Raw genomic sequence first — 25,445 nt, forward strand, 5'->3', positions numbered from 1 at the left:
CCCTCGACACTGTCGATGCGTGAGGCCCGCCCGAACTCGGAGCGGCCGGGGCGAGACGTGTCCATCCCGCATAACCCACTGAAATCATTAATAATTTACGCGAAACTCAGCGCCGCGAAGTCCGAGAATTCTCTCAAAGGCTTCCTACCGCAAAGCCGCCTCGGAGACTTCGCCATGCAGATCTCGAACACGCTGAACGCCATTCGCAACGCCGCCGCTCGCATCGTTCCGCAGAAGAAGCCAGTGCCTGCTCAGGCGAAGCCGGCCGTCGCCACCCAGCCCAAGGCGCAGATCCAGGACGCGGCGCGCCGCTTCGCCCAGGTGCGCAACACCAGCGCCTTCGAGGGCCAGGTGAAGGACTTCAGCAAGGTGCTCGGCACGTCGGCGGCGCTGAAGGCCACGGCCGCGACCGGCAAGCGGAGCGTGGATCAGCAGAAGGTGGACCACGCCTATGACGCGGTGACCCAGGGGCCGGGCGGCGCCGATCGCCTCGCCCACACGCTCCAGAGCCACGACCTGAGCCCCGAGGAGAAGCGCGCGCTGATCAACAAGGTCGCCACCACGAAGGATGGCGTGCACGTGCTCACGGGCGTCGAGAACCAGCACCCGCGCAACCGCGCCTACGACAACCAGAAGATCATCTCCTCGGCGCTCGGCGACGCCTACCGGCATGGGGCGCTCAACGATGACAACCTCCGGGTGCTGCACGACCGGCTCGGGCCGGACGCCTCGAAGGACTTCGCCTCCAGCCTCGCGCTCGACCCGCGCAACGTGCGCCCCGGCGGCGTGACCGAGGCCTTCGGCCGGCAGGCCAACGCGGCCGGAGACAAAGACAGCGCGGCCATCGCCTTCAGCTCGTCCAACAGCCTGATCGAGCGCAACCTGAAGACCCCCGAGGCCCAGCGCGACGCCTTCAACCGCGTGAAGTCCTACGCCGACGCCAACAAGGACGCCGCCAAGGAGAGCGAGGTCGCCGGCCCGCGCCGCGCGGACTTCACCCTGGCGCTCGGCAACCTCGCGCGCCTGTCGGCCAACGGCAACGGCTTCTCCCAGAGCCAGTTCCAGGACTACGTGGCCGGCCTCGGCGACACCCTCACCAACGAGTCCATCACCCGCTCGCTCCAGGTCCCGGGCGACAAGCACGTGGGCGGCCCGCTGGAGCTGTTCGGCAAGGTCTCGGAGAACCTCGCCGCCAAGCAGGATGACGCGGGTGACAAGCAGGACTGGAAGGTGAACGCGGCGCTGTCCTTCACCTCGTCCAAGGAGCTGATCCACGCCGACCTGAACTCGCCGCAGAAGGCGCAGGACGCGTTCACCACGCTGAAGACCGAGCTCCAGGACAACTACGACGACGCGAAGATTGCTCACAAGGAGGGCTACGGGCTGCTGAAGTATCCGGCGCTCGTCCAGGGCAGCGCCAACCTCTTCGAGGCCAAGGGCAAGCAGATCCTCGATCAGGCCACCGGGGGAGACCCGAGCAAGGCCGCCGAGCTGAAGGACTTCCTGCGCGAGACGGTCTTCTCGCCCTACTCCGACAACGGGGCGAAGCAGCGCATCCAGGGCACGCTGCACGACTACATCCACGACAACCTGAAGGCGGCGCGCAGCGGGGACTCCGGCGATCATGGCCGCAGGGTGGGCACGCTCCTGGGCACGCTGCAGATCGCCGCGCAGGAGGGCGTCAACCGCGCCGGGAAGGACGGGCTGAGCGAGGCGGACCGCGAGAACTTCATCAAGGAGACCGCGCGCGGCTTCGTCAGCACCGTGATTGGCGTGGCGGCCGACTCCGCCGGCCCCGAGGCGGGCTTCGCCTCGTCGGTGGCCACGGATCCGCTCCTCAAGAAGCTGCTGCCGGACACGGACCCCCAGGAGCTGCAGCAGCAGTACGAGAACGAGTTCCGCAACGAGCTCCAGCATGACGGCGTCGACACCCAGCAGGGGCAGCACAAGCTGGATCTGCTCGAGCGCATCTACGACAAGCTGATCGAGCGCACCGAGCAGCGCGGCGGCAACCCGGACCGGCTGCAGGACACCCGGGACACGCTCGGGCAGGGCTACGAGAACGTGGTCAGCCCGTGGCTCACGCAGCAGACCGGCAACTGAGCCCTTTCCAACTCCAGGCGCGGCGGGGCGGCAGTTCTCTTCTGCCCCGCGCGCCGCGGCGGTACGCTCGTGCCACCTCCACCCCTGTCAGGAGAGTGAAGCGTGGTGCTCGAAGTCGCCATTGGCCTGATCTTCGTCTATCTGCTTTTCAGCCTCTTCTGCTCGGCGCTCAGCGAGATCATCGCCTGGGCCCTCAACCTGCGGGCCAACACGCTGCGCGGCGGCATCGAGACGCTGCTCAAGGACTCGGCCCTCCCGGCGCTGGTGAAGGAGAACCCGAAGCTCCAGGCGATGGTCGCCAAGGTGTCCACCCGCTGGAAGCAGACGGAGCAGGACGTCGCCAGCACGCTCTACGCCCACCCCCTCATCCAGGGGATGATTCACGACAAGAAGCAGCCCTCCCACATCCCGTCGCACACCTTCACCGCCGCCTTCCTCGACCTGCTGCACAGCCTCGCGAAGACGGAGGCGAGCCCGGGGAATGGGCTACAGAAGCTGCGCGCGGCCATCGCCCAGCTTCCCGAGCAGAGCGAGATCCGCCAGCAGCTGGACGCGGTGCTCGATGACTCCGTGAAGACCTTCGAGGAGGCCCATGCGCGCGTGCAGGGCTGGTTCGACGACTCCATGGAGCGCGTCTCCGGCTGGTACAAGCGGCGCGCCCAGGTCATCGTCCTCATCGTGGCCACCCTGGCGGTGGGCATCGCCAACGCGGACAGCGTGATGATCGTGCGGAGCCTGGCGCACGACTCCGCGCTGCGGGCGGGGCTGGTGACGGCCGCGGAGCAGACCGCGCAAGCGGGCCCGCCCGAGACGCGAACGGAGCCGAACGTCGTGAAGGCGGCGGCCATGCTGCAGCAGACCCTGACGCAGATCAACGAGCTGCGCCTGCCCATCGGCTGGACCTTCGATAGTCAGGCCACCATCGGACAAATCCCCGACCCACGCCGCATGCCTCACGCGGTAGCGGACTGGGTGGGGAAGATCGCCGGCCTGTTGTTCACCATCCTCGCGGTGTCCATGGGCGCGCCCTTCTGGTTCGACGTGCTGAACAAGGTCGTCAACGCACGCATCACCGGCGCCCAGCCCCCGCCGAAGAAGAAGCAGCAGACGGAGGCGGAGGGCTGAGTCCCCTCGCCTCCGGGCGAGCGCGGCTCAGACCTTGTGGTCGCGCACCATGGACAGCTGCTCGTCGCCCGTCAGGTTCTTCAGGCCCATGTGGCCGAAGGGGAAGGTGTTGTAGACCTTCTCGCCGTCCTGCCCGGGGATGGGCGAGGTGAAGCCGGCCAGGCCCACGCCGATCAGCTCGTCGGCGTTGGACCACATGCTGTAGACGTGGGCGCCCTCATCGTGGTTCACCGCGTTGATGTCGTTCAGGAACTTCGAGCCCGGGTACAGGCCATCCGTCGTGTTGGTGGTGGGCACGAAGTCTCCGGTCCACAGCGCCGAGGCCAGGCCGTGGTTGGCGCCGGCGATGCCCACGAAGGTGTCCACGCTGTTGGTCAGCGGCTTGCCCAGGTTGAACTTCTGGTGCGTGCCCGAGTCGAACCCGTCACCGCCCTGAATGGCCTTGCGCGCCAGCGTCACGCCCATGGAGTGGCCAATCACGTCCACCTTGTCGGCGCCCGTGTACTCCTTCACCGCCTGGATGAAGGCGCGCACCTCCTCGAGGTACTTCTCCGAGTGGTACTGCTGACCCGACTGCATCGGGTCCTGCGGCCCCCACGTCATCGCGTACATCTCCGAGGGCTTGTAGCCATTCTTCGAGAACGTCTCGACGGAGCCCGCCCACCCGGCGGCGCTGTCCGAGTTGCCGTGGATGAAGATGACCGGCTCGTTCTTCAGCTTCTCGCCCGGCTTGGCGCGGCCGCCGAACGCCGGCACGTTGCCCTTGGCGAAGTCGTACTTGCCGTAGCCGTTCTCGTTCAGCCACTTCTGGAAGTCGTTCGAGAAGCGCGAGTCCTTGGTCACCGTCGCCGGGGCCGCGGAGGCCGTCTTGCTGGTGTTGCGCACTGCGGCGGAGGAGGTCGGCTGGGAGTTAACGCGGGTGGTCATGACGGGTCTCGGAGAGGAAGTCGGTTAGATGCCTACATTGTCGTATGAAGCCCCCTGCGAGTTGCGTCAGTTGGAACATGAATCAGCATTCACCTTTGGAGCGGCGCCCAAGTCATTGGAATTACAGGGGCTGTAGGCGCTCTGCGAGCCGGCCGGTGGAGAATAATTCCCAGAATTCGTCCCCCATCCGGCGGCTCTCGGAGAGCACCTGGCGCCAGGCCCGGACCCGCTCGTCGTCCGAGAGCCGGGAGAAGTCGTCGCGGTCGGGGATCTTGCCGCCGGGGAGGCTCGCGACGAGCTCTGGCGAGGGGGCGATGATCAGCGCCCGGCGGAAGTTGAGCGGCCGGGCCCGGCGCCAGCTCAGCGCCTTGTCGAACCAGCCGGGCACCACGTACGGGTAGAAGTGCGGGTAGAGCACCAGCCCCTGGCCCGGCCCGAAGTCGAGATCCAGGTGGTAGTCGATGATGCCCCCGTCCCGGTAGACGCCGGGCGTGGCTCCGGGGATTCGCACGCCGCTGAGCACCATGGGGATCGAGCCCGAGGCCAGCAGCGCCGGCCGCAGGTTCTCGCGGGTGAGCGGCAGGTGCACCGAGGGCAGATCCTTCAGGGCCGCGAACGGGCTGGTGTCTCCGGCGGAGTGGAAGATCACCCGCTCCAGGTGGAGCCCCAGGGTGCGGCGGCTGATCAGGTTGGTCATCGCCGCGAGCCCCAGCCCCAGCATCTGCACGCGCGGGTGCTCGCTGGCCGACAGGCCCCGGCACAGGGCGGTGACGATGTGCAGCCGCGCCCACGGGTGGCGGAGGATCTGCTCCACTCCCTCCTTGCCCAGCACGGTGTCGAGGATGCGGTCGCTGGTCTGGCTCACCAGCGAGGGGGGCGGATCAGGGGGATAGCGCTGCTCGAGGTAGGCGGCCTCGAAGCGCTCCACCGCGGCCACCGGATCCGCCTGGGCCAGACACGACAGCCGCCAACTGCCAATGGAGCTGCCGATGAGGTGGAGCGGGCGCGAGCGCTCTCGGAAGAACCCGCCGAACAGCACCCGGTCCAGCCCGGCCAGCACCAGCCACTTCGGCCCGCCGGAGGCTCCGGGGACCACGTCGACGTCCTCCGCGCGCAGGCCCCGCTCGCGGATCCACCGCAGCGCATCCGGCCCGGCCAGGAGGGTAAGACTCGAGTTCATGCGGTGCTCAAGGCCGTGCAAGCGAGCGCCCCGGCTGGACGAGGCGTGAAGTGTCCACCTGTGATTTGTGCGCCGAAAGGGGGCTGGACTACAAGGGCGCTCTTCTTTCAGCCGTCTCCCAGGAGCCCGCCCTTCATGCGTTCATCTCACCTCATCGCGGGCCTGCTGGCCACCGCGCTGGCGCTCAGTGCTTGCAAGAGTGAGTCGCCGCCGCCGCCGCCGCCCCCAGCCGCTGGGGCGCCCACGGTCTCGGACACCACGCTCGCCGAGACCACCGTGAGCGCCAGCTACGCCTCCTCCGTGAGCGCCAGCGGCGGCACCGCGCCCTACACCTTCTCCGCGCAGGGGCTGCCGCCCGGCATCTCCCTCGCGAGCGACAGCGGCGTGCTCTCCGGCATGGCCGCCGCCGCCGGGGACTTCCAGGTGCAGGTGACGGTGAAGGACGCCAGCGGCCAGCAGGCCTCGAAGGCGTTCCCGCTCAAGGTCTATCCGCCGGTGTCCTTCACGCTGAGCGCACTGCCGGCGGCCACCGCCGAGTTCGCCTACAGCGCCACCCTCGGGCTCGAAGGCGGCAAGGCCCCTCTCACCATGCGGCTGGCCGGCGGCGAGCTGCCCACGGGCGTGAACTTCAACCCCAACAGCAAGCTGCTCGCCGGCACGTTCCCACTGGCTGGCACCTTCGCGCTGATCTTCGAGGCCACGGACGTCAACGGCGCGAAGGCGACCCAGAGCTACGTGCTCACCGTGGCCGGGCCGCTGCACGTGACGCTGTCGTCGCTGCCCGCGGGCAACGTGGGGAGCGCCTACTCCCAGATCATCACCACCAGCGGCGGCCGCGCTCCGATCACCGCGTCACTCGAGAACGGCACGCTGCCTCCTGGCCTCTCCTTCAGCGGCACCACGCTCTCCGGCACCCCCACCACCGCCGGGCACTTCACCTTCGGGATCAAGGTCACGGACGCCAATGGCATCACCGCCTCCCTGGCCACCGCGATGGACATCTTCGGGTATCCGCCCCCCAGCATCGTCACCACCGGCTACAAGGATGGCTACGCCGGAGATCCCTACTCCGCTCCCTCCGCGGCCTCGGGTGGCAAGGGCGCCCTCACCTGGTCCCTGGCCTCGGGCGCGCTCCCCGATGGCCTCGCGATCAACGCCACCACCGGCCAGCTCACCGGCACTCCCACCCAGACCGGCACCTTCTCCTTCACCGTTCGCGTGAGTGACACCAACAACCAGGAGGCCACCCAGCCCTTGCAGGTGGTCATCTACACGCTGCCCACGCTCACCAGCGCCTCGCCGCTGCCGAGCGCCTACGCCGGCCAGCCGTACACCGCCAACCTCACCGCCACCGGCGGCAAGGGCACCCTCACGTTCAGCCCCGCCTCGGGAGCGCTCCCCCAGGGCCTGTCGCTCTCGGCCAGCGGAGCCATTGGCACCACCGTGAGCGCCAGCGTCCCGCATGCCACCCAGAGCACCTTCACCGTCACGGTCACGGACGCGAACTCGAAGAGTGTCTCGAAGACCTTCCAGATCACCACCTACCAGCCGCCGCAGATCCTCTCCACCACGCTCACGGCCGCCACCGAGGGCGTCGCCTATCGGCGCTCGGAGGCCAGCCTCGAGAGCCTCCAGGCCCAGTATGGCCAGGGGCAGCTCACGTTCTCGGCCACGGGCCTGCCCCAGGGCCTGTCCCTCAACGCGAGCACCGGTGAGCTGGGCGGCACTCCCGCGCAGGGCTCGGCGGGCTCGTACCCGGTCACCTTCACCACGACGGATGCGGGCAACCAGTCCACCAGCAAGCAGCTCACCCTGCAGGTGGTGAAGCCTCAGCCCACCAACTACGGCGGCACCGTGGGCCTGGCGCCCGCGGGCAGCCGCATCACCGACACGCTCACCGTCTTCATCGTCAACGGCCGGTTCCCGGCGGCCACCGTGGGCGTGCGCGTGCGCAAGAACGGCCAGGAGTACACCCCCGCCAAGGAGGCCCTCACCGACGCCGCGGGCAAGGTCGTCTTCACCGGCCTGGGCCTCAACGGCACCACCGACACCGTGGACATCACCGCCAACGGCAAGGATCTGACGAACACCACCCTGGCCGGCATCAACGCCTCGGTCGTCACCCTGCAGGTGTACAGCGACCCCTTGCCCGGCTGGCGCGCGTCGAGCAGCGGCGCCTATGATCCCAGCACCCGGCGCTTCCTGGTCTACGGCGGCTATGACTCGAGCGGCACCGACTCGCTCTTCTACACCCCGTGCTTCAACGACACCGTGGAGGCGGTGGATGTGACGAAGAAGAGCTTCGTGACGCGCGTGCAGGCGGGCCTGACCACCTCGCCCTCGCCCCGCTACGACGCCGCCATGGCCACCGCGGGCGGCTCGGCGGTCCTCTTCGGCGGCCGCAGGTGCACCGACTCCGGTGATTCCCTGGGCGACACCTGGGAGTTCAACCTCTCCACCAACGCCTGGACCGCCATCACTCCCTCGGGTGCCAAGCCCGCGCCCCGCCGCGCCCCGGCGATGGTGCGCGATGCCACCGGCAACTTCATCTACATGCTGGGCGGCTACCGCAACCCCTTCTACAGCAACGAGCTCTGGCGTTACGATCCCAGCGCCCACACCTGGTCGCAGCTCGCCTCGGCGCCCTTCACCCGGGCCTGGATGGGCTCCACCCTGCAGACCGTCACCGGTGAGCTGTGGTTCTGCGGCGGCCGCGGCTCGGCCACCACCACCCAGTGCCAGTCCTTCAACCCCTCCAATGGGACGTGGACCGTGCAGCCCTCGCTGCCCACGGCCCGCTCCGAGTTCGGGATGGCGTTCGACCCGTACACCGAGACCCTCTACGCCTTTGGCGGACGGGCCGCGGACGGCACGCCCTATGGTGATCTGCTGAGGCTGCGCAAGGGCACCACCACCTGGGAGTCGGTGATTCCGACGGGGGCCACCCCGCTGGCGCGCTCCGGGCACGTGATGTACTTCGATCTGACGCGGCACGAGCTGGTCGTCGCGCTCGGGCTGAACCGCGACCCGGTGACCTTCCGCACCACGCGCCTGGCGGACCTGTGGACATACGACGGGCAGTCCTGGACCGAGAGAGCCCCCGCGGCCGCCCGGCCGGGCTACTCGGCGAGCGGACAGGTGACGGGCGGCCCCGTCAACGGCTCCGCGGTGATCACCCTGAGCACCCCCACCGGCTTCTTTGGCTCCGCCTCCGTGACGCTCGACGCCCAGGGCCGCGGCACGTACACGCTCTCGGCCATTCCTCCGGCCGAGCCCCTCTTGATGACCGTGCTCGGCGAGGACACCACCCAGAGCTACCCGAGCTACCTCTGGAACTACACCGAGGTGCAGCACGCCGGGCTGGCCGCGGACGCCACCGTGAACATCGCCCTGCCGCCCGGCCCGGCCGTGCTGCTGCAGGCCACGGGCAGCTACCAGTTGCCGGCGAGCTGGCACAACCAGGCGTACTACCTCCAGGGGGAGGCCTACGTCGATGCGCCCGGCTTCCCCTTCCTGACCAATGGGGTCGCCAACTACGATGGAGTCACCAACCAGTTCGACCTGGCCTTCGCCGCGACGGCCGCGCCCGAGCAGCAGCGCCTCAACGGCTACCTCGCCAGCGAGCTGCTCTGCGAGGACCACAGCCTCTACACCCCTATCGGCTCCGGCACCCTGAGCATCCCCCTCAATCCGTCCGCCTCCGGGGTGTCTCCAGGCCAGCCGGAATGCACCCCCCAGGGCCCCCGTGGCGTGGGCCAGGCACGCATCCGCGCCAGCTCCTCCGGCGCCCAGCGCGTGGTGGTGGCGGACCTCGACGGGGACACCCTCCCAGAGCTGATCATCCCCCAGCCCGTCTTCTCTGGCGTGGGCATCCTCTGGGGAACTCCCAGCGTCGCCAGCGCCTTCACGGACTTCGGCTGCTGTGACACCGGCCCGACCCACAGCGTCGTCGCCGGAGACTTCAACAAGGACGGCCGCATGGACCTGGCCGCCACCGAGCCGGGGACGAACTCCGTCAAGATCATGCTCGCCCAGGCCAGCCCGGCGCGCAGCTTCGCGCCCTCCACCTCGTACACCGTGGGCACCAGCCCCTCGGGCCTCGCCGTGGCGGACGTGAACGGAGACGGGTTCAAGGATCTGCTCGTCGCCAACCAGGGTGACAACACCGTGTCCATCCTCTACGGCGGGACCAACGGCACCTTCACCACCGGCCCGGTGGTGACGCTGGCGGGCACCTCGCCCACGCAGGTGCTCGTCACCAACGTGGACGGCGACAGCCAGCTGGACCTGGTGGTGTTGGTGTCCGAGGGCATCTCCCTGGCGCTCGATGGCTTCACCCAGGGGCCGTTCGGAAACTCGACGCTCATCACCGCGGGCTCGCAGCCGAGCGCCGTGGTGGTGGGCCGCCTCAACGGCGACACCCTCCCGGACATGGCGGTGGCCAACGCGGGCAGCAACAACGTCTCGATCCTGCTGGGCGCGGGGAGCGGCTCGTTCGCCCAGCCGGTGAACCTCGCCGTGGGCCAGGCGCCCGCGGGCCTGGTGCTCGCCGAGCTCACCGGGGACACGCACCTGGATCTCGCGGTGACCAGCTCCACCAACGGCACCGTCACCCTCTACCAGGGCGCCTCCGACGGCACCTTCGTCCAGCACTCCAAGGTGCCGGTGGCGGGAGATCCCCGCGGCCTGGCGGTGGTGGACTTCAACGGGGACGGCCTGAATGATCTGGCCGTCGCCTCGCCCACCGCCAGCGGCGTGTACCTGCTGCTGGGCCAGAAGCCGGCCCCCGCCGCCTCGGGCAACCTCTTCTCCTTCACCGCGCCCGCCAAGTCCGGCTTCATGTGGTCCATGCACGGCATCGAGGGCCACCGGCGCTACTGGGACTACTACGCGCCCATCCAGCCCGGCCCGGTCTCCTACTCGCTGCCGCTGCCGAGCACGCTGGCGCCCTCGTCAGCGCCGGTGGCTCCCACGAACGGCAAGCTGGAGCTGACCTGGACACCCTGGGTGAAGCAGTGGGAGCCCAACTCGCCCCGGCTGTTCAATCCCCGCCAGTTCTACCAGCTCAACCTGGGCACTGACGCGGAGACCCAGCCGGGCGCCAGCCACTACTTCTGGCCCTAAGTTCCTCGCCGTGCTCCCAGGCTGATAACGTGCCGCCCCATGAGTGAAGAACCAAAGCGATCCGAGGAGACGGCTCCCTCCCAGGCCCCCGCCCACTCGGTGGCTCCCTTGGAGGATGCCGAGCAGTTCACTCCGCAGATGGCGCGGGACTTCTTCCTGTCCGTGCTCGACTACGGGCGGGAGGAGCATGAGGCCAAGGCCGGCATCATCGAGGAGCTGGTGGATCTGCTGCTGCCCGAGGCCGCGGCCATTGCCCAGCCCATCCGCCCGAAGAACACGGAGGACGCGCGCGCACCCGAGGCGCTCGAGCAGCAGTTCGGCGTGACGGTGCGCGAGCGCGCCGCCACCTGGCTCCAGGAGCCCGCCGTGCGGCTGGCCTGGATGACGCGCAAGCTGGAGCCGCGCCAGTCCTCTCCCGACCAGAGCGGCGGAGAGCTGCGGCGCGAGCTCTTCATGCTCACCGACGGCAGGCTCGTCACCGTGGAGACGGTGGGCACCTGGTACCTCAAGGACTCGCTGCGCGTGAGCGGCGACACCCTGGTGGGCGCCCGCGAGGTGGATCCCGAGGAGGTGCTGCGCAACTACGACTTCGTCTCCATCCTCAAGGTGATGCTGGAGACGCTGTTCGACGGCGCCGCCGCGCTCAAGCTGCGGGACAAGCAGTCCCCGGACATCGTCGAGCGCAGCGGCCGCTTCTTCACGATCATCGCCCAGGTGGCGGTGAGCATGAAGGAGAACGCGGATCAGCTGCGCAAGGTGGGCGACACGCTGGCCTGAGGTGGTTCAGGCCAGCAGCCGCTCCACGAAGGTGCGCAGGCGCTCGGGCTCGAAGGGCTTCTCCAGCAGCTCGTTGTCGCGGCTGGCGATGAACTCCTTGGCCTGCGAGGAGAAGGCCCCGCCGGACATCAGCCCCGTGTGCCGCACCAGGTTCGGGGCCTGCTGCTCCAGCGCGCGCAGGAAGTCCACCCCGCTCATGCCCGGCATCACCATGTCGCAGAGGATGGCGTCGTAGCGCTCCCCGCGCTGCAGCAGGTGCAGCGCCTCGCGAGCGTCCTGCAGCACGTGCACCTCGTGCTCGTCCTGCAAGAGCCGCCGCACCGAGGTGCCCACCGAGAGCTCGTCGTCGATGAGCAGCAGCCGCCGCCGCGGGCCGGTGGGCTCGTGCTGCTGCCGGGCCGGCGCCGGGGCGCGCTTCAGCTCCTGGCTGGCGGGGAACACCAGGCGGAACAGGGTGCCGCGCCCCACGGTGCTCTGCACGTCGATCTGCCCCTCCATGGACTGGACGATGGAGTGGCAGATGGCCAGCCCCAGGCCGGTGCCCTCTCCCACGGGCTTGGTGGTGAAGAACGGATCAAAGATGCGCGCGAGCACCTCGCGAGTCATCCCCGGCCCGTTGTCCTCCACCTCCACCACCACCTTGTCCTCGCCCTCGGCCCGCGTGGCGATGCGGATGACGTTGGCCTGCGGATCATACGTGCGGAAGGCCTGCAGGGCGTTCACCAGCAGGTTCACCACCACCTGGCCCAGCCGGCCCTCGTTGCCGCGCACGGCCGGGATCGGCTGCAGCGCGCGCTCCAGCCGCGCCCGGCGGTTCAAGTCATTGCGCACCAGCCGCAGCGCGCCCTCGATGACCTGGTGCACATCCACCGGCCCGAAGCGGTCCTCGTCCGCGCGCGCGAACGTCTTCAGATCCTGCACGATGGCGCTCACCCGGTGCGCGCCCTCCTGCGTCTCGGACAGCACCTCGCGCAGCTCCGGCAACGCCTCGGGTGGCACCGTGTCCTGCGTCAGCTGCTCGCTCAGGTAGGCGAGGTTGGAGCAGACGTAGGCCAGGGGGTTGTTGATCTCGTGCGCCACGCCGGCCGCCAGCGTGCCCACGGACACCATGCGGTCGGCCAGGCGCAGCTGCGTCTCCAGGCGCTTGCGGTCCGTGACGTCGCGGATGGTGGCCACCAGCAGGGGCTGGCCGCTGGTCTCCGTGAAGACGGCCTTCTTGGTCACCAGCGTGTGGGAGATGCCGGTGCCGCGGGTGACGGTCTCCTCGTTCTCGGTGGGCACGCCGGAGGTGAAGACCTGCTCGTCCTGGTGCCAGAAGATCTCCGCCTCGTGGCGAGGCAGGAAGTCATAGTAGGAGCCGCCCAGGAGCTGCTCGGGGCTGCGGCCCATGAAGCCGCAGAAGGCGCGGTTGACGGCCACCCAGCGGTGCGCCCGGTCCACCACGAAGAGCGGATCCGGCACCGCGTCCAGCGTGTTGCGCAGGAAGTCCCGGGTGCGCTCGGCCTCCTCCTGCGCGCGGATGCGCTCCAGCTCCGCGCCCGCGCGGGCCGCGAAGGCCTCCAGCAGCGCCCTATCCAGCGCGCCCATGTCCAGCGTCTCGTTGTGGAGGATGGCCAGCACACCGATGGCATCCCCCCGAGCGCTCTTGAGCGCCGCGCCCAGGTAGCCGCGCATGCCCAGCTCGAGCAGCATCGCGTCCTCGGGGAAGAGCGAGGCCACCGTGTCCGGGTAGTGGCAGATGGAGCTGAGCACCGCGTTGTGACAGGGCGTGCCGTGCAGCGGGTAGGTGACGTTCTCCTCGAACTTGCCGTTGAGCCAGAAGGCCAGCGTGCGCAGCGAGTCGCGCTCTGGCATCCGCTCGCCCACCAGCACGCAGCAGACGCGGAAGGCCTGCGCCAGCTGCATCACCAGCTTGCGGAAGAAGTCGTGGCCCAGGTCCGCGGTGGTGCTGGCCAGCAGCGCCCGCAGCGCGCCCTCGGGGGGGATGCGCTGCGCGGCCGCGGCCGGAGCGCTGGACGACAGGCCACCGTCCGCCTCCAACCGCCGCTGACAGGACACCACCCGCGGGCGCCACGGGCTGCCCGGGGAGGCGGTGCACTCGTCCGCGCCGGCCAGGATGAAGGCCTCGGCCTGCTCCCAGGGACGCTCGGTGAGCACCACCATGTGTGTGCGGGCGACGAAGCGGCGCGCGTGCACCTCGCGGCACAGGCTCACCGCCCTCTCCAGCGGCCCCCCGTCATCCCGGAGCACCACCAGCCCCGCGGGCAGCACCGCGGGGAGCTCCGAGAGGCTGCCCACCGCCAGCACCCGCCCCTCGACTGGAAGCCCTTGCGCCAGAAACCCTTGCTCTAGTTCCTCTCTGATACTTGGGGGAACTCCCAGCAAGGTCACGTGCATGGCGTCTCTCTTCGTTCCCATCCCCTGGAACTTCCGATGCCTGGTGTCACGAGTCCGGGGTGCGATGGAGATGGTCAAGGCGTGCTCAGTATAAGCGCTTTGGGCCAGCCTCTAGGTGGCTCGGGGGGACTTGGCGCCACTCCAGTCGTCCCGCAGCCAACTAAACGCCTTGGCGTCGGCCTCGGCGGTATCCGGATCCAGAAAGTACCCCACGTCCGTGCGAGGCATGGGCACGCCGCCCTCTCCGCCCCACTCCAGCACGCCCCAGCGAATCAGCGGGCTGAGGTACTGGTGATCCCACGCGTAGGCCATGTGCCGCTCGGGATCGCCCGCCTGGCTCTCGGCGGGCCGGGCGCCACGCTCGCGCGCCTCCTGCTGTGCGTTTTTGTACGCCGCAAAAGCCTTCGCGTCCTGCTCGGCCGTCTGCTCGTGGCAGAAGTAGGCGACATCCTTCCTGGGGGCCAACGCCACGGGGCCCCCACACTTCTCCCCCAGTCCCGCGCACTGAACGACAATCCACTGCACCATCGGCTTACCAATCTTGTGGTCCCACTCCAAGGCAACGTAAAGCATGTCCGTGTCCCCCTGTCCGGATGTCCGGTGAAGCTGTGTTACGGGCTTCATCCTAATTTGTGAGAAAAGAATGTGCTTGGATCTCTTTCCGGAGATCCGTTTTCCGCTGGACGATCCAGGGTTGGAACCTGGTTCAGGTTTCAGGGCTGAGTGGGAATGGACCCGGCGCGGCGCTCGTCCTCTCGCGCTCTGAGAATGTGCGGCAGGACACAAGAATGAGCCTGCTCCCAGGATGTGCCAGGTTTGCCCAGACGGGCGCTTTTCCCGGTAACCTTGCAGGTTGTTACACGCGCGCTCGCGCGGAGGGCTCTGAATTCCGTCTCATCAAAAACATTGATTGAAAATGGAAAAGAGGGTTTTTGACCCAATTCTCAGCCCCTCCCGGGCCGAGCGAGAGAAGTTGGCAAAGTAACCGTCGAAGCTGTTCTTCCCGGGCGCCCTGAATAGCCAGGAAGCCCTGTTCTTGTAGACTCCGCGCGTTCCAAGTCCGTGAGGCGTTCCATGAATGTGATCCTGGTAGGCATCCCTCTCAGCCACCGGGAACAGCTCGAGCAAGCTCTCCGGGCCCAGGAGCTGCTGGCGCACGGCTCGTGGCTGTACGCCGCGGGCCTCGAGGAGTTGCCCCCACACCTGCCCGAGGGGCTGGTGGTGCTGGGAGATCCGGGGCGCTCTCTGGCGAACCTGGAGCGGCTGTGCCGAGAGCTGCACTCCCGCCGCCCTGTGCCGCGCACGCACCTGGTGGTGCTGACCGAGCGCGCCCCCGAAGAGCTGCGCGCGTTGATCCAGGCTGGCGCGGATGAGTGCGTGGCGCCGCCGGGAGGCGACTGGTTCGCGCGGGCGTCGGCCCTGTCGCGGCGGCTGGAGGCGCTGGGGCGCTCGCATGTGCCGCCCGCCGTCCCGGAGCCCTCGCCCGAGGGCCTCTCGCTGCACGCCGCCATGGAGGCCTTGCTGGACAGCACGCAGGCGGATCTGGGCTACCTCTTCTTCAGCAACCTGGTGGAGCACCTGTCCGAGGTGTTCGGCGCCTCGTGCGTGCTGCTGGGGGAGCTGCTGCCGGAGCGGGATTCCATCCGCACGCTGGCCTTCTGGCACAACGGGAGCCTCCAGCGCGGCATCGTCTACCCGCTGCGCGGCACGCCCTGTGACGACGCCATCCGCAAGACCGTCTTTCACTGCCCGGATGGCATGCTCGAGCGCTTCCCCGACAACGAGCTGCTCACGAAGCTGGGCATTCGCGGGTACCTGGGCGCCGCCCTGAAGGATGGCAATGGCACCGCCATCGGCGTGCTGGCCGTCATGCACCACCAGCCGCTGGAGGCGGGCGCGCTGGAGCACTCGCTGCTGGCGGCCTTCGCGGCGCGCGCGGGCTCGGAGCTGGAGCGCATCCGCGCGCACGAGGAGCTGGAGCGCACGCGCGACTTCCTGCGCAACACGCTGAACGCGGTGCCGGATCCGCTCTTCGTGATGGACCGGGCGCACCGCTACGTGATGGTCAACCGCGCCTACTGCGACTTCATGGGTATCAACGAGCAGGAGATGCTCGGCTGCACCGCCCGGGACTTCCTGCCCGCGCGCGTGGCGGAGTCCTTCTGGAAGGAGGACGAGGAGCTCTTCACCACCGGCCAGCCCTTCGAGATTGAAAGGCCCTTCGAGCACCACCGGGACGGCCGCCCCCGGACGCTCGTCACCAAGAAGGCGGTGTTCACCGAGCCGGGCGGCCCGGCCTTCTCCATCGCCGTGCTCCGCGACATCACGGACCGCAAGCACCTGGAGACCCAGCTCCGGCTGGCCGACCGGCTGTCCTCCATCGGCACGCTGGCGGCGGGCGTGGTGCACGAGATCAACAACCCGCTGGCCTACGTCTGCTCCAACCTGTCCTTCCTGGAGAAGTCGCTGGCGCAGCCGGAGATCCCCGCCGAGGCCCTGCCCGAGCTGCGCGAGGTGCTGGCCGAGACGCAGGAGGGCATCCAGCGCGTGCGGACCATCGCCCAGGGCGTGAAGACGTTCGCGCGCGCGGACGAGAACCACACCGGGCCGGTGCAGGTGCACGTGGCCATCGAGGGCGCGCTGCGGCTGGTGCGCAAGGAGCTGCAGTACCGCGCCGAGCTGGAGCGCGCGCTGGAGCCGGTGCCGCCCATCCTCGGCAACGAGGGCCGGCTGGGGCAGGTGCTGGTGAACCTGCTCGTCAACGCGCTGCAGGCCTTCCCCCAGAGCGAGCCCACGCGCAACCGGATCCGGCTGGCCACCCGCGGCCAGGGGCCGGACACGGTCATCATCGAGGTGGAGGACAACGGGCCGGGCATGACGCCCGAGGTGCGCCAGCACCTGTTCGATCCGTTCTTCACCACCAAGCCCGCAGGGGTGGGCACCGGGCTGGGGCTGGCCATCTGCCAGTCCATCATCCAGTCCATGGGCGGCAAGATTGAAGTGGAGAGCGAGCTGGGGCGCGGCAGCGTGTTCCGGCTGCTGCTCCCGGCGGCCCAGGTGCAGCAGAGCGACGCGGCGGGCGCTCAAGAGGTGCTCCAGGAGAGCAAGGGGCCGCGCCGCCGGCTGCTGCTCATTGACGCCGAGCCCGCCGTGGGCACCTCGGTGCGGCGGCTGTTGCAGGAGGCGCACGAGGTGCACTCGGTGCAGGACGTGGGCGTGGCGCTGAGCCTGCTCTCCCGCGGCGAGCGCTATGACGCCATCCTGTGCGACGTGGTGCTGCCGCGCATGAGCGGGGTGGACCTGCTGCGCGAGCTGGAGCAGCGCGAGCCGGGGCTGGCCCGGCGCACGGGCTTCATGTCCAGCGGGGCCTTCTCCACACCGGCGCGCGAGCTGCTGGGCTCCTACTCCGGCGAGTTCCTGGAGAAGCCCTTCGAGCCGGAGCGCCTGCGCAGCTTCGTGCAGCGCCTGTTCAGCTGAGCGCGGCGCCTTCGCGGCTCGGGAGCCTCAGACGCCGGGGAGGGGCTCCTCGGAGGCGTTCACCGGCTCCCGGTCCACGTTGGCGTGGGAGCGCGGAGGCAGCGCGCCCCCGTCATCGTCCACCTCCAGCTCCAGCCGGGCGGTCGGCTCCAGGAACACGTGGCCCCCTCGCACGGAGGCCACGTCGCGGTAGTCCACCAGGAAGTCCCGCCGGTGGATTGGCACGCCTCCCGGCTCGAGCTCGAAGTGCACGTCGCCAACACCGGTCACAAGGCCCAGGTGCCGGCCCTCCGCCGTCAGCACCTTCATCCCCTCGCGAATCTCTCCTGGCTGTACCATGGGCGGCCTCCTCGATTGGTTCGGTGTCGTCCCTCGAACCTCCTCATCGAGGACACGGGAGGACACGCAGGCCCTGGCCGTGCGCTCGGGCTCCAGGCAGCACTCCCAGGGCCTCGCCTGACGTCAGGGCACACCCAGGCGAGCGGCCCCTGTGAGCGCCGCAAGGGATGGCTAACCTTGAGCTGAGGAGGCCTCACCATGCTCTTGGAACTGTCCGCACCTGAAGCCCGCGACCTCAAGCAAGCGCTGGAGGCCGCACTGCGCCAACTGCTGGATGAGATTGCCCACGCCGATCAACGCGCCTACCGCGACATGCTCCGCGAGCGCTATGACCGGCTGGAGCAGCTCAACCGGCGCATGGACATCCCGGTCGAGTCGGACTCCGTCTACGCCTGAGCCGCTCGCGCAAGCGTGCAAGCGAAGGCCCCTCCCCCTGCTCCTCTCCGGGGGGAGCAGGGCCGGGCCTCACGCCTGGCCCGTCTCCGGGCGCCGGCGCGCGAACCCATCCAACCACGAGGCGATGTCCTTCAGCGGCAGCACGTGGCGCACCGCGCCCAGGCGGATGGCCTCCAGCGGCATGCCGAACACCACGGAGCTGGACTCATCCTGTGCCAGCGTCATCGCGCCCGCGCGCCGCAGCGTCAGCAGGCCCTCGGCGCCGTCACGGCCCATGCCCGTGAGCAGGCAGGCGATGGTCCGAGCGCCCATCTCCCGCGCCACGGACTCGAAGAGCACGTCCACCGAGGGGCGGCTCGAGTGCCGCTCCGGCGCGTTCGTCAGCCACAGCCGGCCGTCCCGTAGGGCCAGGTGCCGGTTGGCCCGCGCCATCATCAGCACCGGGCGGCCCACCATGGGCAGCAGCTCCCCATCCACCGCGTGCCGCACGGGGAACGCGGCGCTCTTGCCCAGCCAGTCCACCATGGAGCTCTCGAACTTCTCGGACAGGTGCATCACCAGCAGGATGGGCAGGGGGAAGTCCGCGGGGATCTGCTGCACGATGGTGCGCACCGCCGCGGGGCCTCCGGTGGAGGCGCCGATGACCACCAGGCGCGGCGGGGACTGAGGCCAGGCCGGCTCGGGCCTCAGGTGCTCGGGGATCTGCGCCGAGGGACCACGCGCGGCCTGCTTCACCCGCATCAGCAGCTCGTCCGTCCACTCCGCGCTGACGAACCGGGTGGGCTTCTCCACCGCGTCCACCGCGCCCGCCGTCAGCGCGTCCAGCAGGTACAGGCCCATCGTCCGGTTCTCCATCCCGGAGAAGACGACGATGGGCGTGGGGCAGTGGGTCATGATGCGGCGAGTGGCCTCGACGCCGTTCATCACCGGCAGCATCAGGTCCATCGTCACCACGTCCGGGCGCAGGCGTTGGCAGAGCTCGAAGGCACGCTGGCCATCCCCCGCCTCGCCCACGACGGTGAAGGCCGGATCCCCGGCGAATGCGTCCGCGAGGCGGCGGCGGACCGTCACCGAGTCTTCCACGATGAGGATGCGGAGTGCGGGCACCCGTTACCCTCCTACCCTACCGGCCTCTGCGGCGGAGCATGATGCTCAGCAAGCCTCGGTGAAGCCACGGGGTGAAGGTGTACGCCAGGACGGCCCTGCTCCGCCAGCACCCCACGCCCGGCTCCCACGGCCCCGCTCCGGCGGCGCGATACACCGAGAAGCAGCACTCCCAGTGCGAGCCAGAAGCTGCCTTGAGGCTGCGAGGTGCCGCAGCCACAGCCCACATCCAACGCCACGGGCGACAGCGGACCTACGGTGAAGGCGCGAGGATCCGACGGGGCGCTGCGCACCCCGAGCCGATCGGCCAACGCGCGCAGCTGCTGGGGCCCCACCGAGAGATCCGCCGAGGGCGTGAGGGTGAAGCTGCCGGAGTCGTCCGCCTGGGCGCTCCCGAGGAACTGATCATTGAGGAGCACCTGCACCGTGCTGCCCGCCTGCGCCGTCCCCTGGAGCTGGGGCCGAGGCCCTGTGGCCTCCCCCTCGGCGGGCGAGACCCAGACGGGCACGGACGGAGAGGCGAAGCCCTCGTTCACCGAGGTCATCACGCCCTGGCTCTCGGGCTGTGAGGCATCCGAGGGGCTGGCCCCGTACGAGGCGGCCCCGGGCGCGGCGGCCGCGGTGCCTGCCAGGCCGGGGCCTATCGCCGTGGGGCACGAGAGCCGCTGCCCCTGCACCAGCACCACTCCGCCGCCGCCGCCGCCGCCGGGCGCATGGGGCTGCTGCGAATCCGCGTTGTCGCCGCCATTGCCGCCCTGGGCCTCGAGGCTCATGCAGTCCACCGAGTCCTGCACGCGCACGGTGATGTGGCCCCCGGCGCCGCCTCCCCCGGACGCATCGCTGATGGAGGCCCCCGCGGACAGGCCGTTGGCCCGGACGATGCCCTGGTTGCCCTGCAGGCTCCGAGCGCGGATGTAGATGATGCCGCCGCCCGCGGCGCCCGAGGTGCCGGTGTTGCCCTCCTTCCCGGCCGAGTCCCCCGCGCCTGCTCCGCCGCCCCCACCGAACATCATCCGAGTCAGCGGCGAGTAGTGCAGCGCCAGGCCCCCGCGGCCTCCCACGTCGCGCGAGCCATCCTCGACCCGGGTGAATCCGCCCTGACCGCCCGCGCCTCCATGGCCGCCGCCGCCGCCGCCGCCCTCGTCACAGTTGCCACCGCCGGCCCCGTTGCCCAGCGCGCCATAGCCATGCGTGGGGGCCCCGGGCGCCCCGGCGAAGAGCCCCTCGCCCTTGCGCGCGCCGCCCAGGTCCTCGGGCTGATCCAGCTCCGTGCACCCGGTGATCTGCCCCCGGTTGAAGAGGAAGGCGCCGCCCCGGAAGCCCGCGCCGTCCGCGCTGATCAGGCCCGCGTTGAGGACCATGTCCTGGCTGAGGAAGGCGAGCACCCCGCCGCTGCTCCCGTTCCAGGGCGGCGCCACGAGCGAGCTCGAGGAGAGGATCTGCACGCGGGTGTACTCGGGCACGCGCACCACCTGGGCGCCCGGCGAGGAGAAGGCGGACACGAGCGGCGCGGTGAGGGTGAGCAGGCCGGGGGCCACGGACTCCAGGCGCGCGAGCTCCCAGCGGCCCGCGTCCACGGAGCTCAAGTCCAGGGGCCCGGGCGTGCCCGAGCTCGGCGCGGGCCCGGAGGCGTAGACCTGGAGCACGAGGACGAGCTCCCCCGCGGCGAACCCCGTCACGTCCGCGACGGTCAGGGCCTTGCCCCCGGCAGCGGCGGGGGCCGTGAGCGCGGTGGAGGTGTTGACGGAGGTGCCCAACTGCTGCACGCGGAGCACGCCGTGCTGCCCATTGCCCAGCTCGAAGACATCCGCCTCGGCGAGGGCAGGGGTGGCGGCCAGACCAAGACCGAGGCTCAGGAGCACTCCAAGGCACCGCATCGCCCCCATTCTGCCTGGAGCGCGGGCCGATCGCCCAGTCCCTTGCCCTCTTTCTTGGCCGGATGCCGGCTGGGGCTGGCCAGCGAGCAAGAGTCAACACGGAGCCCAGGGGCTCGGGCTGCGCGGGCCCCCGGACTTGGCAGCCCCAGGGCAGCGCGTTAGTTTCGTCGTGTACGCCCGCTCACGCCCACGGGTTCAAGCGGCGGCTCTCCCGAGCCGTGCGGACCGTACGCCGAGGATTTCATACGGCAAGGACTCACGGTCTTCCTCCCCGGGCGCACAAGCGCTCGCTTCCTCAAGCGGCCAATCTTGGTCGGGGAACCGAAGGCCGAGCCCTCACCAGAGGGTTCCATGCGCATCCTTCAAGTGATTCACGGCTATCCCATGCGGTTCAACGCGGGCTCCGAGGTGTATACCCAGAGCCTCGCGCAGGGGCTCGCCGAGCGGCACCAGGTCCACGTCTTCACCCGGCGGGAGGATCCCTTCGCCCCGGACTACGAGCTGCTCCGCGAGCAGGATCCGGATGATCCGCGCATCCAGCTCCACCTCGTCAACATGCCCAACAGCCGGGACCGCTACCGGCACGAGGGGGTGGACCGGCGCTTCGGCGAGCTGCTCGACGAGCTGCGCCCCCACGTCGTCCACGTGGGCCATCTCAACCACCTGTCCACCTCGCTCGTCGAGGCCGCCGCCGCGCGCCACCTGCCCATCGCCTTCACGCTGCACGACTACTGGCTGATGTGCCCTCGGGGGCAGTTCATGCAGATGCACCCCGAGGATCCGGGAAACCTCTGGGCCGCGTGCGCCGGACAAGAGGACCGCAAGTGCGCCGAGCGCTGCTACGCACGTTATTTCTCCGGCGCTCCCGAGGAGCACGAGGAGGACGTGGCGCAGTGGACGAGCTGGGTCCGCCGGCGCATGGCGCACGTGCGGAAGATGGCGGAGCAGGTGGATCTGTTCATCGCGCCCTCGCGCTACCTGCTCGAGCGCTTCCGGGATGGCTTCGGGCTGCCCGAGAAGAAGCTCGTCTATCTGGACTACGGCTTTGAGCTGTCGCGGCTGCAAGGCCGCCGCCGCGAGCCCGAGGCGGACTCGGTCTTCGGCTACATCGGCACGCACATCCCAGCCAAGGGCATCCCCCACCTGCTGGAGGCCTTCGGACGCCTGAGCGGCCGGGCGCGGCTGCGCATCTGGGGCCGGCCTCGCGGCGCCAACACCGACGCGCTCAAGGCCATGGCGAGCGCCCTGCCAGGAGACGCGGCCCAGCGAGTCGAGTGGTGGCCCGAGTACCGCAACGCGGACATCGTCCGGGATGTCTTCAACCACGTGGACGCCATCGTGGTGCCCTCCGTCTGGGTGGAGAACTCGCCGCTGGTCATCCACGAGGCGCTGCAGGCCCGGGTGCCCGTCATCACCGCCGACGTGGGAGGCATGAGCGAGTACGTCCACGACGGGGTCAACGGTCTGCTCTTCACCCACCGGAGCCCGGAGGCGCTCGCACGTGCGATGCAGCGGCTCGTGGATGAGCCGGGGCTGGCGCCGCGCCTGGGGGCTCGCGGCTATCTCCAGTCCGAGTCCGGAGACGTGGTGGACATGCGCGAGCACGTCCATGACGTGGAGGCGCTCTACGCGCGCATCATCCGCGACAAGCGCGCCTCACGCCCGGCCACGCGCCCGGGCCCCTGGCGCATCACCTTCGACACCAACCCGGACGACTGCAACCTGCGCTGCATCATGTGCGAGGAGCACTCGCCGCACAGCGACCGGCAGCACGCACGCGAAGCGGCGGGCCTGCCGAGGCGGCGCATGCCCATCGAGCTGGTGCGCCGTGTGCTGGAGGACTCGCGCGACACGCCGCTGCGCGAGCTGATCCCCTCCACCATGGGCGAGCCCCTCATCTATTCGCACTTCGACGAGCTGATCGATCTGTGCATGGCGAACGGGGTGCTGATGAACCTGACCACCAACGGCACCTTCCCCCGGCGCGGGGCGCGGGAGTGGGCGCGGCGGCTGGTGCCCATCCTCTCGGACGTGAAGATCTCCTGGAACGGAGCGACGAAGCAGACGCACGAGAGCATCATGCTCGGCACGAAGTGGGAGCGGGTGCTGGAGAACGTGCGCCTCTTCATCTCCGAACGGGACGCGCACGCCCGAGCGGGAGGACACCGCTGCCGGATCACCTTCCAGCTCACCTTCCTGGAGTCCAACGTGGCCGAACTGGCGGACATCGTCCGGCTGGCGGCGAGCCTGGGAGTGGACCGGGTGAAGGGCCACCACCTGTGGGCGCACTTCGAGCAGATCCGTCCCCTCTCCATGCGCCGGAGCCCCGAGTCCATCGCGCGCTGGAATGCGGCCGTGCGCGAGGCTCGGGCCGTGGCGGCGGCCTGCCCGCTCCCGGACGGACGCCACGTGCTGCTGGAGAACCTCCACGAGCTGACCGAGCAGGCCGTGGAGGACCTGGCGCCGGGAGCGCGCTGCCCCTTCCTGGGCAAGGAGGCGTGGGTGAGCGCCGTGGGGCGGTTTGATCCGTGCTGCGCCCCGGACGCGCAGCGGCGCACCCTGGGCGAGTTCGGCGACCTGAATCAGGTGGGGATCCAGGAGGTGTGGAACGGCGAGGCGTACCGCCAGCTCCAGACGAACTACCTGGAGCACCCGCTCTGCCGGGGCTGCAACATGCGCCAGCCCGTGGAGGCGCCGAAGTGAGCACGTGGGAGGGGACCCGGGTCTCGGCCGATCGAACCCATCACCTGCGCGGCGGGGAGCCGCTCTACTCCGCCCGGTTCACGGAGGTGCTCTCGTTCCATGCGCCGGGGCTCGCGGCCGCGAAGGATGTGACGGGCGCGTTCCACATCCACCCCTCCGGCCTTCCCGCGTACGCGCGGCGCTTCACGCGGACCTTTGGGTTCTACGGAGGGCTCGCCGCCGTCGAGAGCGAGGCAGGCGCGTTCCATATCCACCCGGATGGGACGGAGCTGTATGCCGAGCGCCATGGCTGGTGCGGCAACTTCCAGGAGGGGCGCTGCACGGTCCGGGAGAAGACGGAGGGTGGAGGGTACGTCCACCTCGATGCCGCCGGGCGGCCCGTGTACTCCGAGCGGTACGCCTACGCGGGGGACTACCGGGAGGGACTGGCCGTAGTGCAGGAGAGGTCCGGCCTGCACCTGCACATCAATCTCGAGGGGAGGCCGCTCAACGGCCGCCGGTTCCTGGACCTGGACGTGTTCCACAAGGGCTACGCGCGAGCCCGAGACGCCCAGGGCTGGCACCACGTAGACCAAAGGGGAGAGCCCGTGTACGCGCGGCGCTTCGCGGCGGTGGAGCCCTTCTACAACGGCCAGGCGCGCGTGGAGCGGACGGACGGCGCCCTGGAGATCATCGACGAGCAGGGACAAACGGTGTGCGAGCCGCGGAGTCCTCTGCGCAGTGAGCTCCAGGCGCTCTCGGGGGACATGGTTGGCTTCTGGCGGACGCAGACGCTGCGGGCTGCCGTGGAGGTGGGGCTGCCTCTGGGCCTCCCAGGCACGGCGGCCCAGGTTGCGGAGCGCCGCGGGTTGTCCGTGGACCGGTGCGCCCGGCTGCTGCGGGCGTTGGGCGAGCTGGGGCTCGTCTCGCGAGAAGGAGCGCAGTGGCGTGTGACGGAGCGCGGGGCGCTGCTCCACGCGGAGCACCCGCTGAGCCTCCGGGACGCGGCGCTGCACTGGGGCCAGGACTGCTATCGCCTCTGGGAGGAGCTGCCGGCTGCGCTCCGTGGCGACTCGGAGTGGAGCCCTCCCCGCTTCTTCGAGCAGCTCGCTCAAGAGCAACCGCGAGTGGAGAGCTACCACCGAGCCATGGCGAGCTATGCCCGCCACGACTACGGTGAACTCTGGAAGCAGCTGCCCGAGCTGGTGTCTGGCACGGTGCTCGATGCGGGTGGAGGCTCGGGGACGCTGCTCCACGCCTTGCTCCGGAAGCAGCCGGGGCTGCGGGGAGTGCTGCTGGAGCGCCCGGAGGTGGCTCGGCTCGCCGAGGTCCCTGGAGAACTGAAGGATCGGCTCGAGATCCGCGCGGGGGATCTGTTCCAGCCTTGGAGCGCTCGGGCGGACGCGGTCTTCCTGTCACGAGTCCTCCATGATTGGAACGACACGGACGCGGTGCGTATCCTCGGCCGGGCGCGCGAGGCGTTGAATCCAGGCGGCCGGCTCTATGTCATCGAGCTGGTGCTCGGCACGGAGGACGGAGACATGGGTGGAGGGCTGCTGGACCTGCACATGCTGGTCAGCACGGGAGGCCGCGAGCGCACCGAGGCCCAGTTCCGCACCCTCTTCGAGCGCGCCGGCCTGCGCCTCGTCGAGCACCGCGGCCACACCTTGAGCTCCATCCTCATCGCGGAGCCCGCACCCTTTACAGGCCACACGCTCTAGACTGGGGGCGATGGCCACCTTCGCTCCGCTGTGGGCGCTGGTGCCTGGGGGCAAGGGAGTGCCGCTGGCGAAGGTGGGCGGCGAACCCGAGCCCGTGGGCCCCATGCGCTGGCCGGTATGCCGCATGTGCGGCACGCCGATGCGCTTCCTGTTCCAGCTCCCGCATGTGCCCGGGAAGGTGGACCTGTCGCCGTACGCGGCGGTGTACGTGTTCCA

At 69.8% G+C, this 25,445-nt stretch carries 16 protein-coding genes; 9 read left to right on the top strand and 7 right to left on the bottom strand.

The annotated features are described in order from the left end of the window. Positions 1–174 precede the first annotated feature (174 nt). Both ACJ8AT_RS10075 and ACJ8AT_RS10080 read left to right on the top strand, forming a co-directional pair. The gene (locus ACJ8AT_RS10075) at positions 175–2,103 is read left to right on the top strand and encodes a hypothetical protein (protein WP_407737446.1); all 1,929 of its coding nucleotides are present in this window, start codon (positions 175–177) and stop codon (positions 2,101–2,103) included. Between the two features lie 102 nt (positions 2,104–2,205). Further along, positions 2,206–3,228: a hypothetical protein gene (locus ACJ8AT_RS10080; protein WP_407737447.1), complete on the top strand. Its 1,023-nt coding sequence runs from the start codon at positions 2,206–2,208 to the stop codon at positions 3,226–3,228. A 27-nt stretch (positions 3,229–3,255) separates the two neighbouring features. On the opposite strand, the gene ACJ8AT_RS10085 is transcribed toward ACJ8AT_RS10080, so the two are convergent. Further along, positions 3,256–4,155, bottom strand: coding sequence for a lipase family protein (locus ACJ8AT_RS10085; protein WP_407737448.1), 900 nt, complete (start codon positions 4,153–4,155; stop codon positions 3,256–3,258). 121 nt (positions 4,156–4,276) lie between these two features. Beyond that, positions 4,277–5,335, bottom strand: coding sequence for a patatin-like phospholipase family protein (locus ACJ8AT_RS10090; protein WP_407737449.1), 1,059 nt, complete (start codon positions 5,333–5,335; stop codon positions 4,277–4,279). A 135-nt stretch (positions 5,336–5,470) separates the two neighbouring features. Here ACJ8AT_RS10090 and ACJ8AT_RS10095 point away from each other — a divergent pair, with 135 nt between their 5' ends. Further along, on the top strand, positions 5,471–10,459 hold the full coding sequence (locus tag ACJ8AT_RS10095) for a putative Ig domain-containing protein (protein WP_407737450.1): 4,989 nt from the start codon (positions 5,471–5,473) through the stop codon (positions 10,457–10,459). Positions 10,460–10,498: 39 nt separating this feature from the next. Continuing rightward, the gene (locus ACJ8AT_RS10100; protein ID WP_407737451.1) at positions 10,499–11,236 is read left to right on the top strand and encodes a hypothetical protein; all 738 of its coding nucleotides are present in this window, start codon (positions 10,499–10,501) and stop codon (positions 11,234–11,236) included. A 6-nt stretch (positions 11,237–11,242) separates the two neighbouring features. Here ACJ8AT_RS10100 and ACJ8AT_RS10105 read toward each other — a convergent pair whose 3' ends face one another. Both ACJ8AT_RS10105 and ACJ8AT_RS10110 read right to left on the bottom strand, forming a co-directional pair. After that, entirely contained in the window at positions 11,243–13,633 is a 2,391-nt protein-coding gene (locus ACJ8AT_RS10105; protein WP_407737452.1) for an ATP-binding protein, read from the bottom strand. A 111-nt stretch (positions 13,634–13,744) separates the two neighbouring features. After that, positions 13,745–14,206 carry a hypothetical protein gene (locus tag ACJ8AT_RS10110; RefSeq protein ID WP_407737453.1) on the bottom strand — a complete coding sequence of 154 codons (462 nt, stop codon included), beginning with the start codon at positions 14,204–14,206 and terminating at the stop codon, positions 13,745–13,747. A 501-nt stretch (positions 14,207–14,707) separates the two neighbouring features. Here ACJ8AT_RS10110 and ACJ8AT_RS10115 point away from each other — a divergent pair. After that, the gene (locus ACJ8AT_RS10115) at positions 14,708–17,110 is read left to right on the top strand and encodes an ATP-binding protein (RefSeq protein WP_407737454.1); all 2,403 of its coding nucleotides are present in this window, start codon (positions 14,708–14,710) and stop codon (positions 17,108–17,110) included. A 27-nt stretch (positions 17,111–17,137) separates the two neighbouring features. Here ACJ8AT_RS10115 and ACJ8AT_RS10120 read toward each other — a convergent pair whose 3' ends face one another. Next, positions 17,138–17,449, bottom strand: coding sequence for a DUF2171 domain-containing protein (locus tag ACJ8AT_RS10120; RefSeq protein WP_407737455.1), 312 nt, complete (start codon positions 17,447–17,449; stop codon positions 17,138–17,140). A gap of 198 nt (positions 17,450–17,647) precedes the next feature. On the opposite strand from ACJ8AT_RS10120, the gene ACJ8AT_RS10125 reads away from it, so the two are divergent. Beyond that, positions 17,648–17,845: a hypothetical protein gene (locus ACJ8AT_RS10125; RefSeq protein WP_407737456.1), complete on the top strand. Its 198-nt coding sequence runs from the start codon at positions 17,648–17,650 to the stop codon at positions 17,843–17,845. Between the two features lie 69 nt (positions 17,846–17,914). On the opposite strand, the gene cheB is transcribed toward ACJ8AT_RS10125, so the two are convergent. Both cheB and agmC read right to left on the bottom strand, forming a co-directional pair. Then, positions 17,915–18,952, bottom strand: a complete 1,038-nt coding sequence (gene cheB, locus ACJ8AT_RS10130) for a chemotaxis-specific protein-glutamate methyltransferase CheB (protein WP_407737457.1) — start codon at positions 18,950–18,952, stop codon at positions 17,915–17,917. An 11-nt stretch (positions 18,953–18,963) separates the two neighbouring features. Beyond that, positions 18,964–20,826 (bottom strand): adventurous gliding motility protein AgmC, encoded by a 1,863-nt coding sequence (gene agmC, locus ACJ8AT_RS10135; protein ID WP_407737458.1) that lies wholly within the window; start codon positions 20,824–20,826, stop codon positions 18,964–18,966. A gap of 351 nt (positions 20,827–21,177) precedes the next feature. On the opposite strand from agmC, the gene ACJ8AT_RS10140 reads away from it, so the two are divergent. The 3 genes from ACJ8AT_RS10140 to ACJ8AT_RS10150 form a co-directional block, all read left to right on the top strand. Next, a complete protein-coding gene (locus ACJ8AT_RS10140; RefSeq protein ID WP_407737459.1) occupies positions 21,178–23,529 on the top strand; it encodes a glycosyltransferase in 2,352 nt (783 codons plus the stop codon). Beyond that, positions 23,526–25,229, top strand: a complete 1,704-nt coding sequence (locus ACJ8AT_RS10145) for a methyltransferase (protein ID WP_407737460.1) — start codon at positions 23,526–23,528, stop codon at positions 25,227–25,229. The genes ACJ8AT_RS10140 and ACJ8AT_RS10145 overlap by 4 nt, the downstream gene beginning before the upstream one ends. 10 nt (positions 25,230–25,239) lie before the next feature. Beyond that, on the top strand, positions 25,240–25,445 hold a 206-nt coding region (locus ACJ8AT_RS10150; protein WP_407737461.1), incomplete at its 3' end, for a hypothetical protein.

The organism is Hyalangium sp. (assembly GCF_045802625.1).
Taxonomy (GTDB): domain Bacteria; phylum Myxococcota; class Myxococcia; order Myxococcales; family Myxococcaceae; genus Hyalangium.

Excerpts from the sequence above, each read along its gene's own strand:
- ACJ8AT_RS10075 (WP_407737446.1), top strand. The coding sequence starts at position 175 with ATGCAGATCTCGAACACGCTGAACGCCATTCGCAACGCCGCCGCTCGC.
- ACJ8AT_RS10085 (WP_407737448.1), bottom strand. The coding sequence starts at position 4,155 with ATGACCACCCGCGTTAACTCCCAGCCGACCTCCTCCGCCGCAGTGCGC.
- ACJ8AT_RS10090 (WP_407737449.1), bottom strand. The coding sequence starts at position 5,335 with ATGAACTCGAGTCTTACCCTCCTGGCCGGGCCGGATGCGCTGCGGTGG.
- ACJ8AT_RS10095 (WP_407737450.1), top strand. The coding sequence starts at position 5,471 with ATGCGTTCATCTCACCTCATCGCGGGCCTGCTGGCCACCGCGCTGGCG.
- ACJ8AT_RS10100 (WP_407737451.1), top strand. The coding sequence starts at position 10,499 with ATGAGTGAAGAACCAAAGCGATCCGAGGAGACGGCTCCCTCCCAGGCC.
- ACJ8AT_RS10105 (WP_407737452.1), bottom strand. The coding sequence starts at position 13,633 with ATGCACGTGACCTTGCTGGGAGTTCCCCCAAGTATCAGAGAGGAACTA.
- ACJ8AT_RS10110 (WP_407737453.1), bottom strand. The coding sequence starts at position 14,206 with ATGCTTTACGTTGCCTTGGAGTGGGACCACAAGATTGGTAAGCCGATG.
- ACJ8AT_RS10115 (WP_407737454.1), top strand. The coding sequence starts at position 14,708 with ATGAATGTGATCCTGGTAGGCATCCCTCTCAGCCACCGGGAACAGCTC.
- ACJ8AT_RS10120 (WP_407737455.1), bottom strand. The coding sequence starts at position 17,449 with ATGGTACAGCCAGGAGAGATTCGCGAGGGGATGAAGGTGCTGACGGCG.
- ACJ8AT_RS10125 (WP_407737456.1), top strand. The coding sequence starts at position 17,648 with ATGCTCTTGGAACTGTCCGCACCTGAAGCCCGCGACCTCAAGCAAGCG.
- agmC (WP_407737458.1), bottom strand. The coding sequence starts at position 20,826 with ATGCGGTGCCTTGGAGTGCTCCTGAGCCTCGGTCTTGGTCTGGCCGCC.
- ACJ8AT_RS10140 (WP_407737459.1), top strand. The coding sequence starts at position 21,178 with ATGCGCATCCTTCAAGTGATTCACGGCTATCCCATGCGGTTCAACGCG.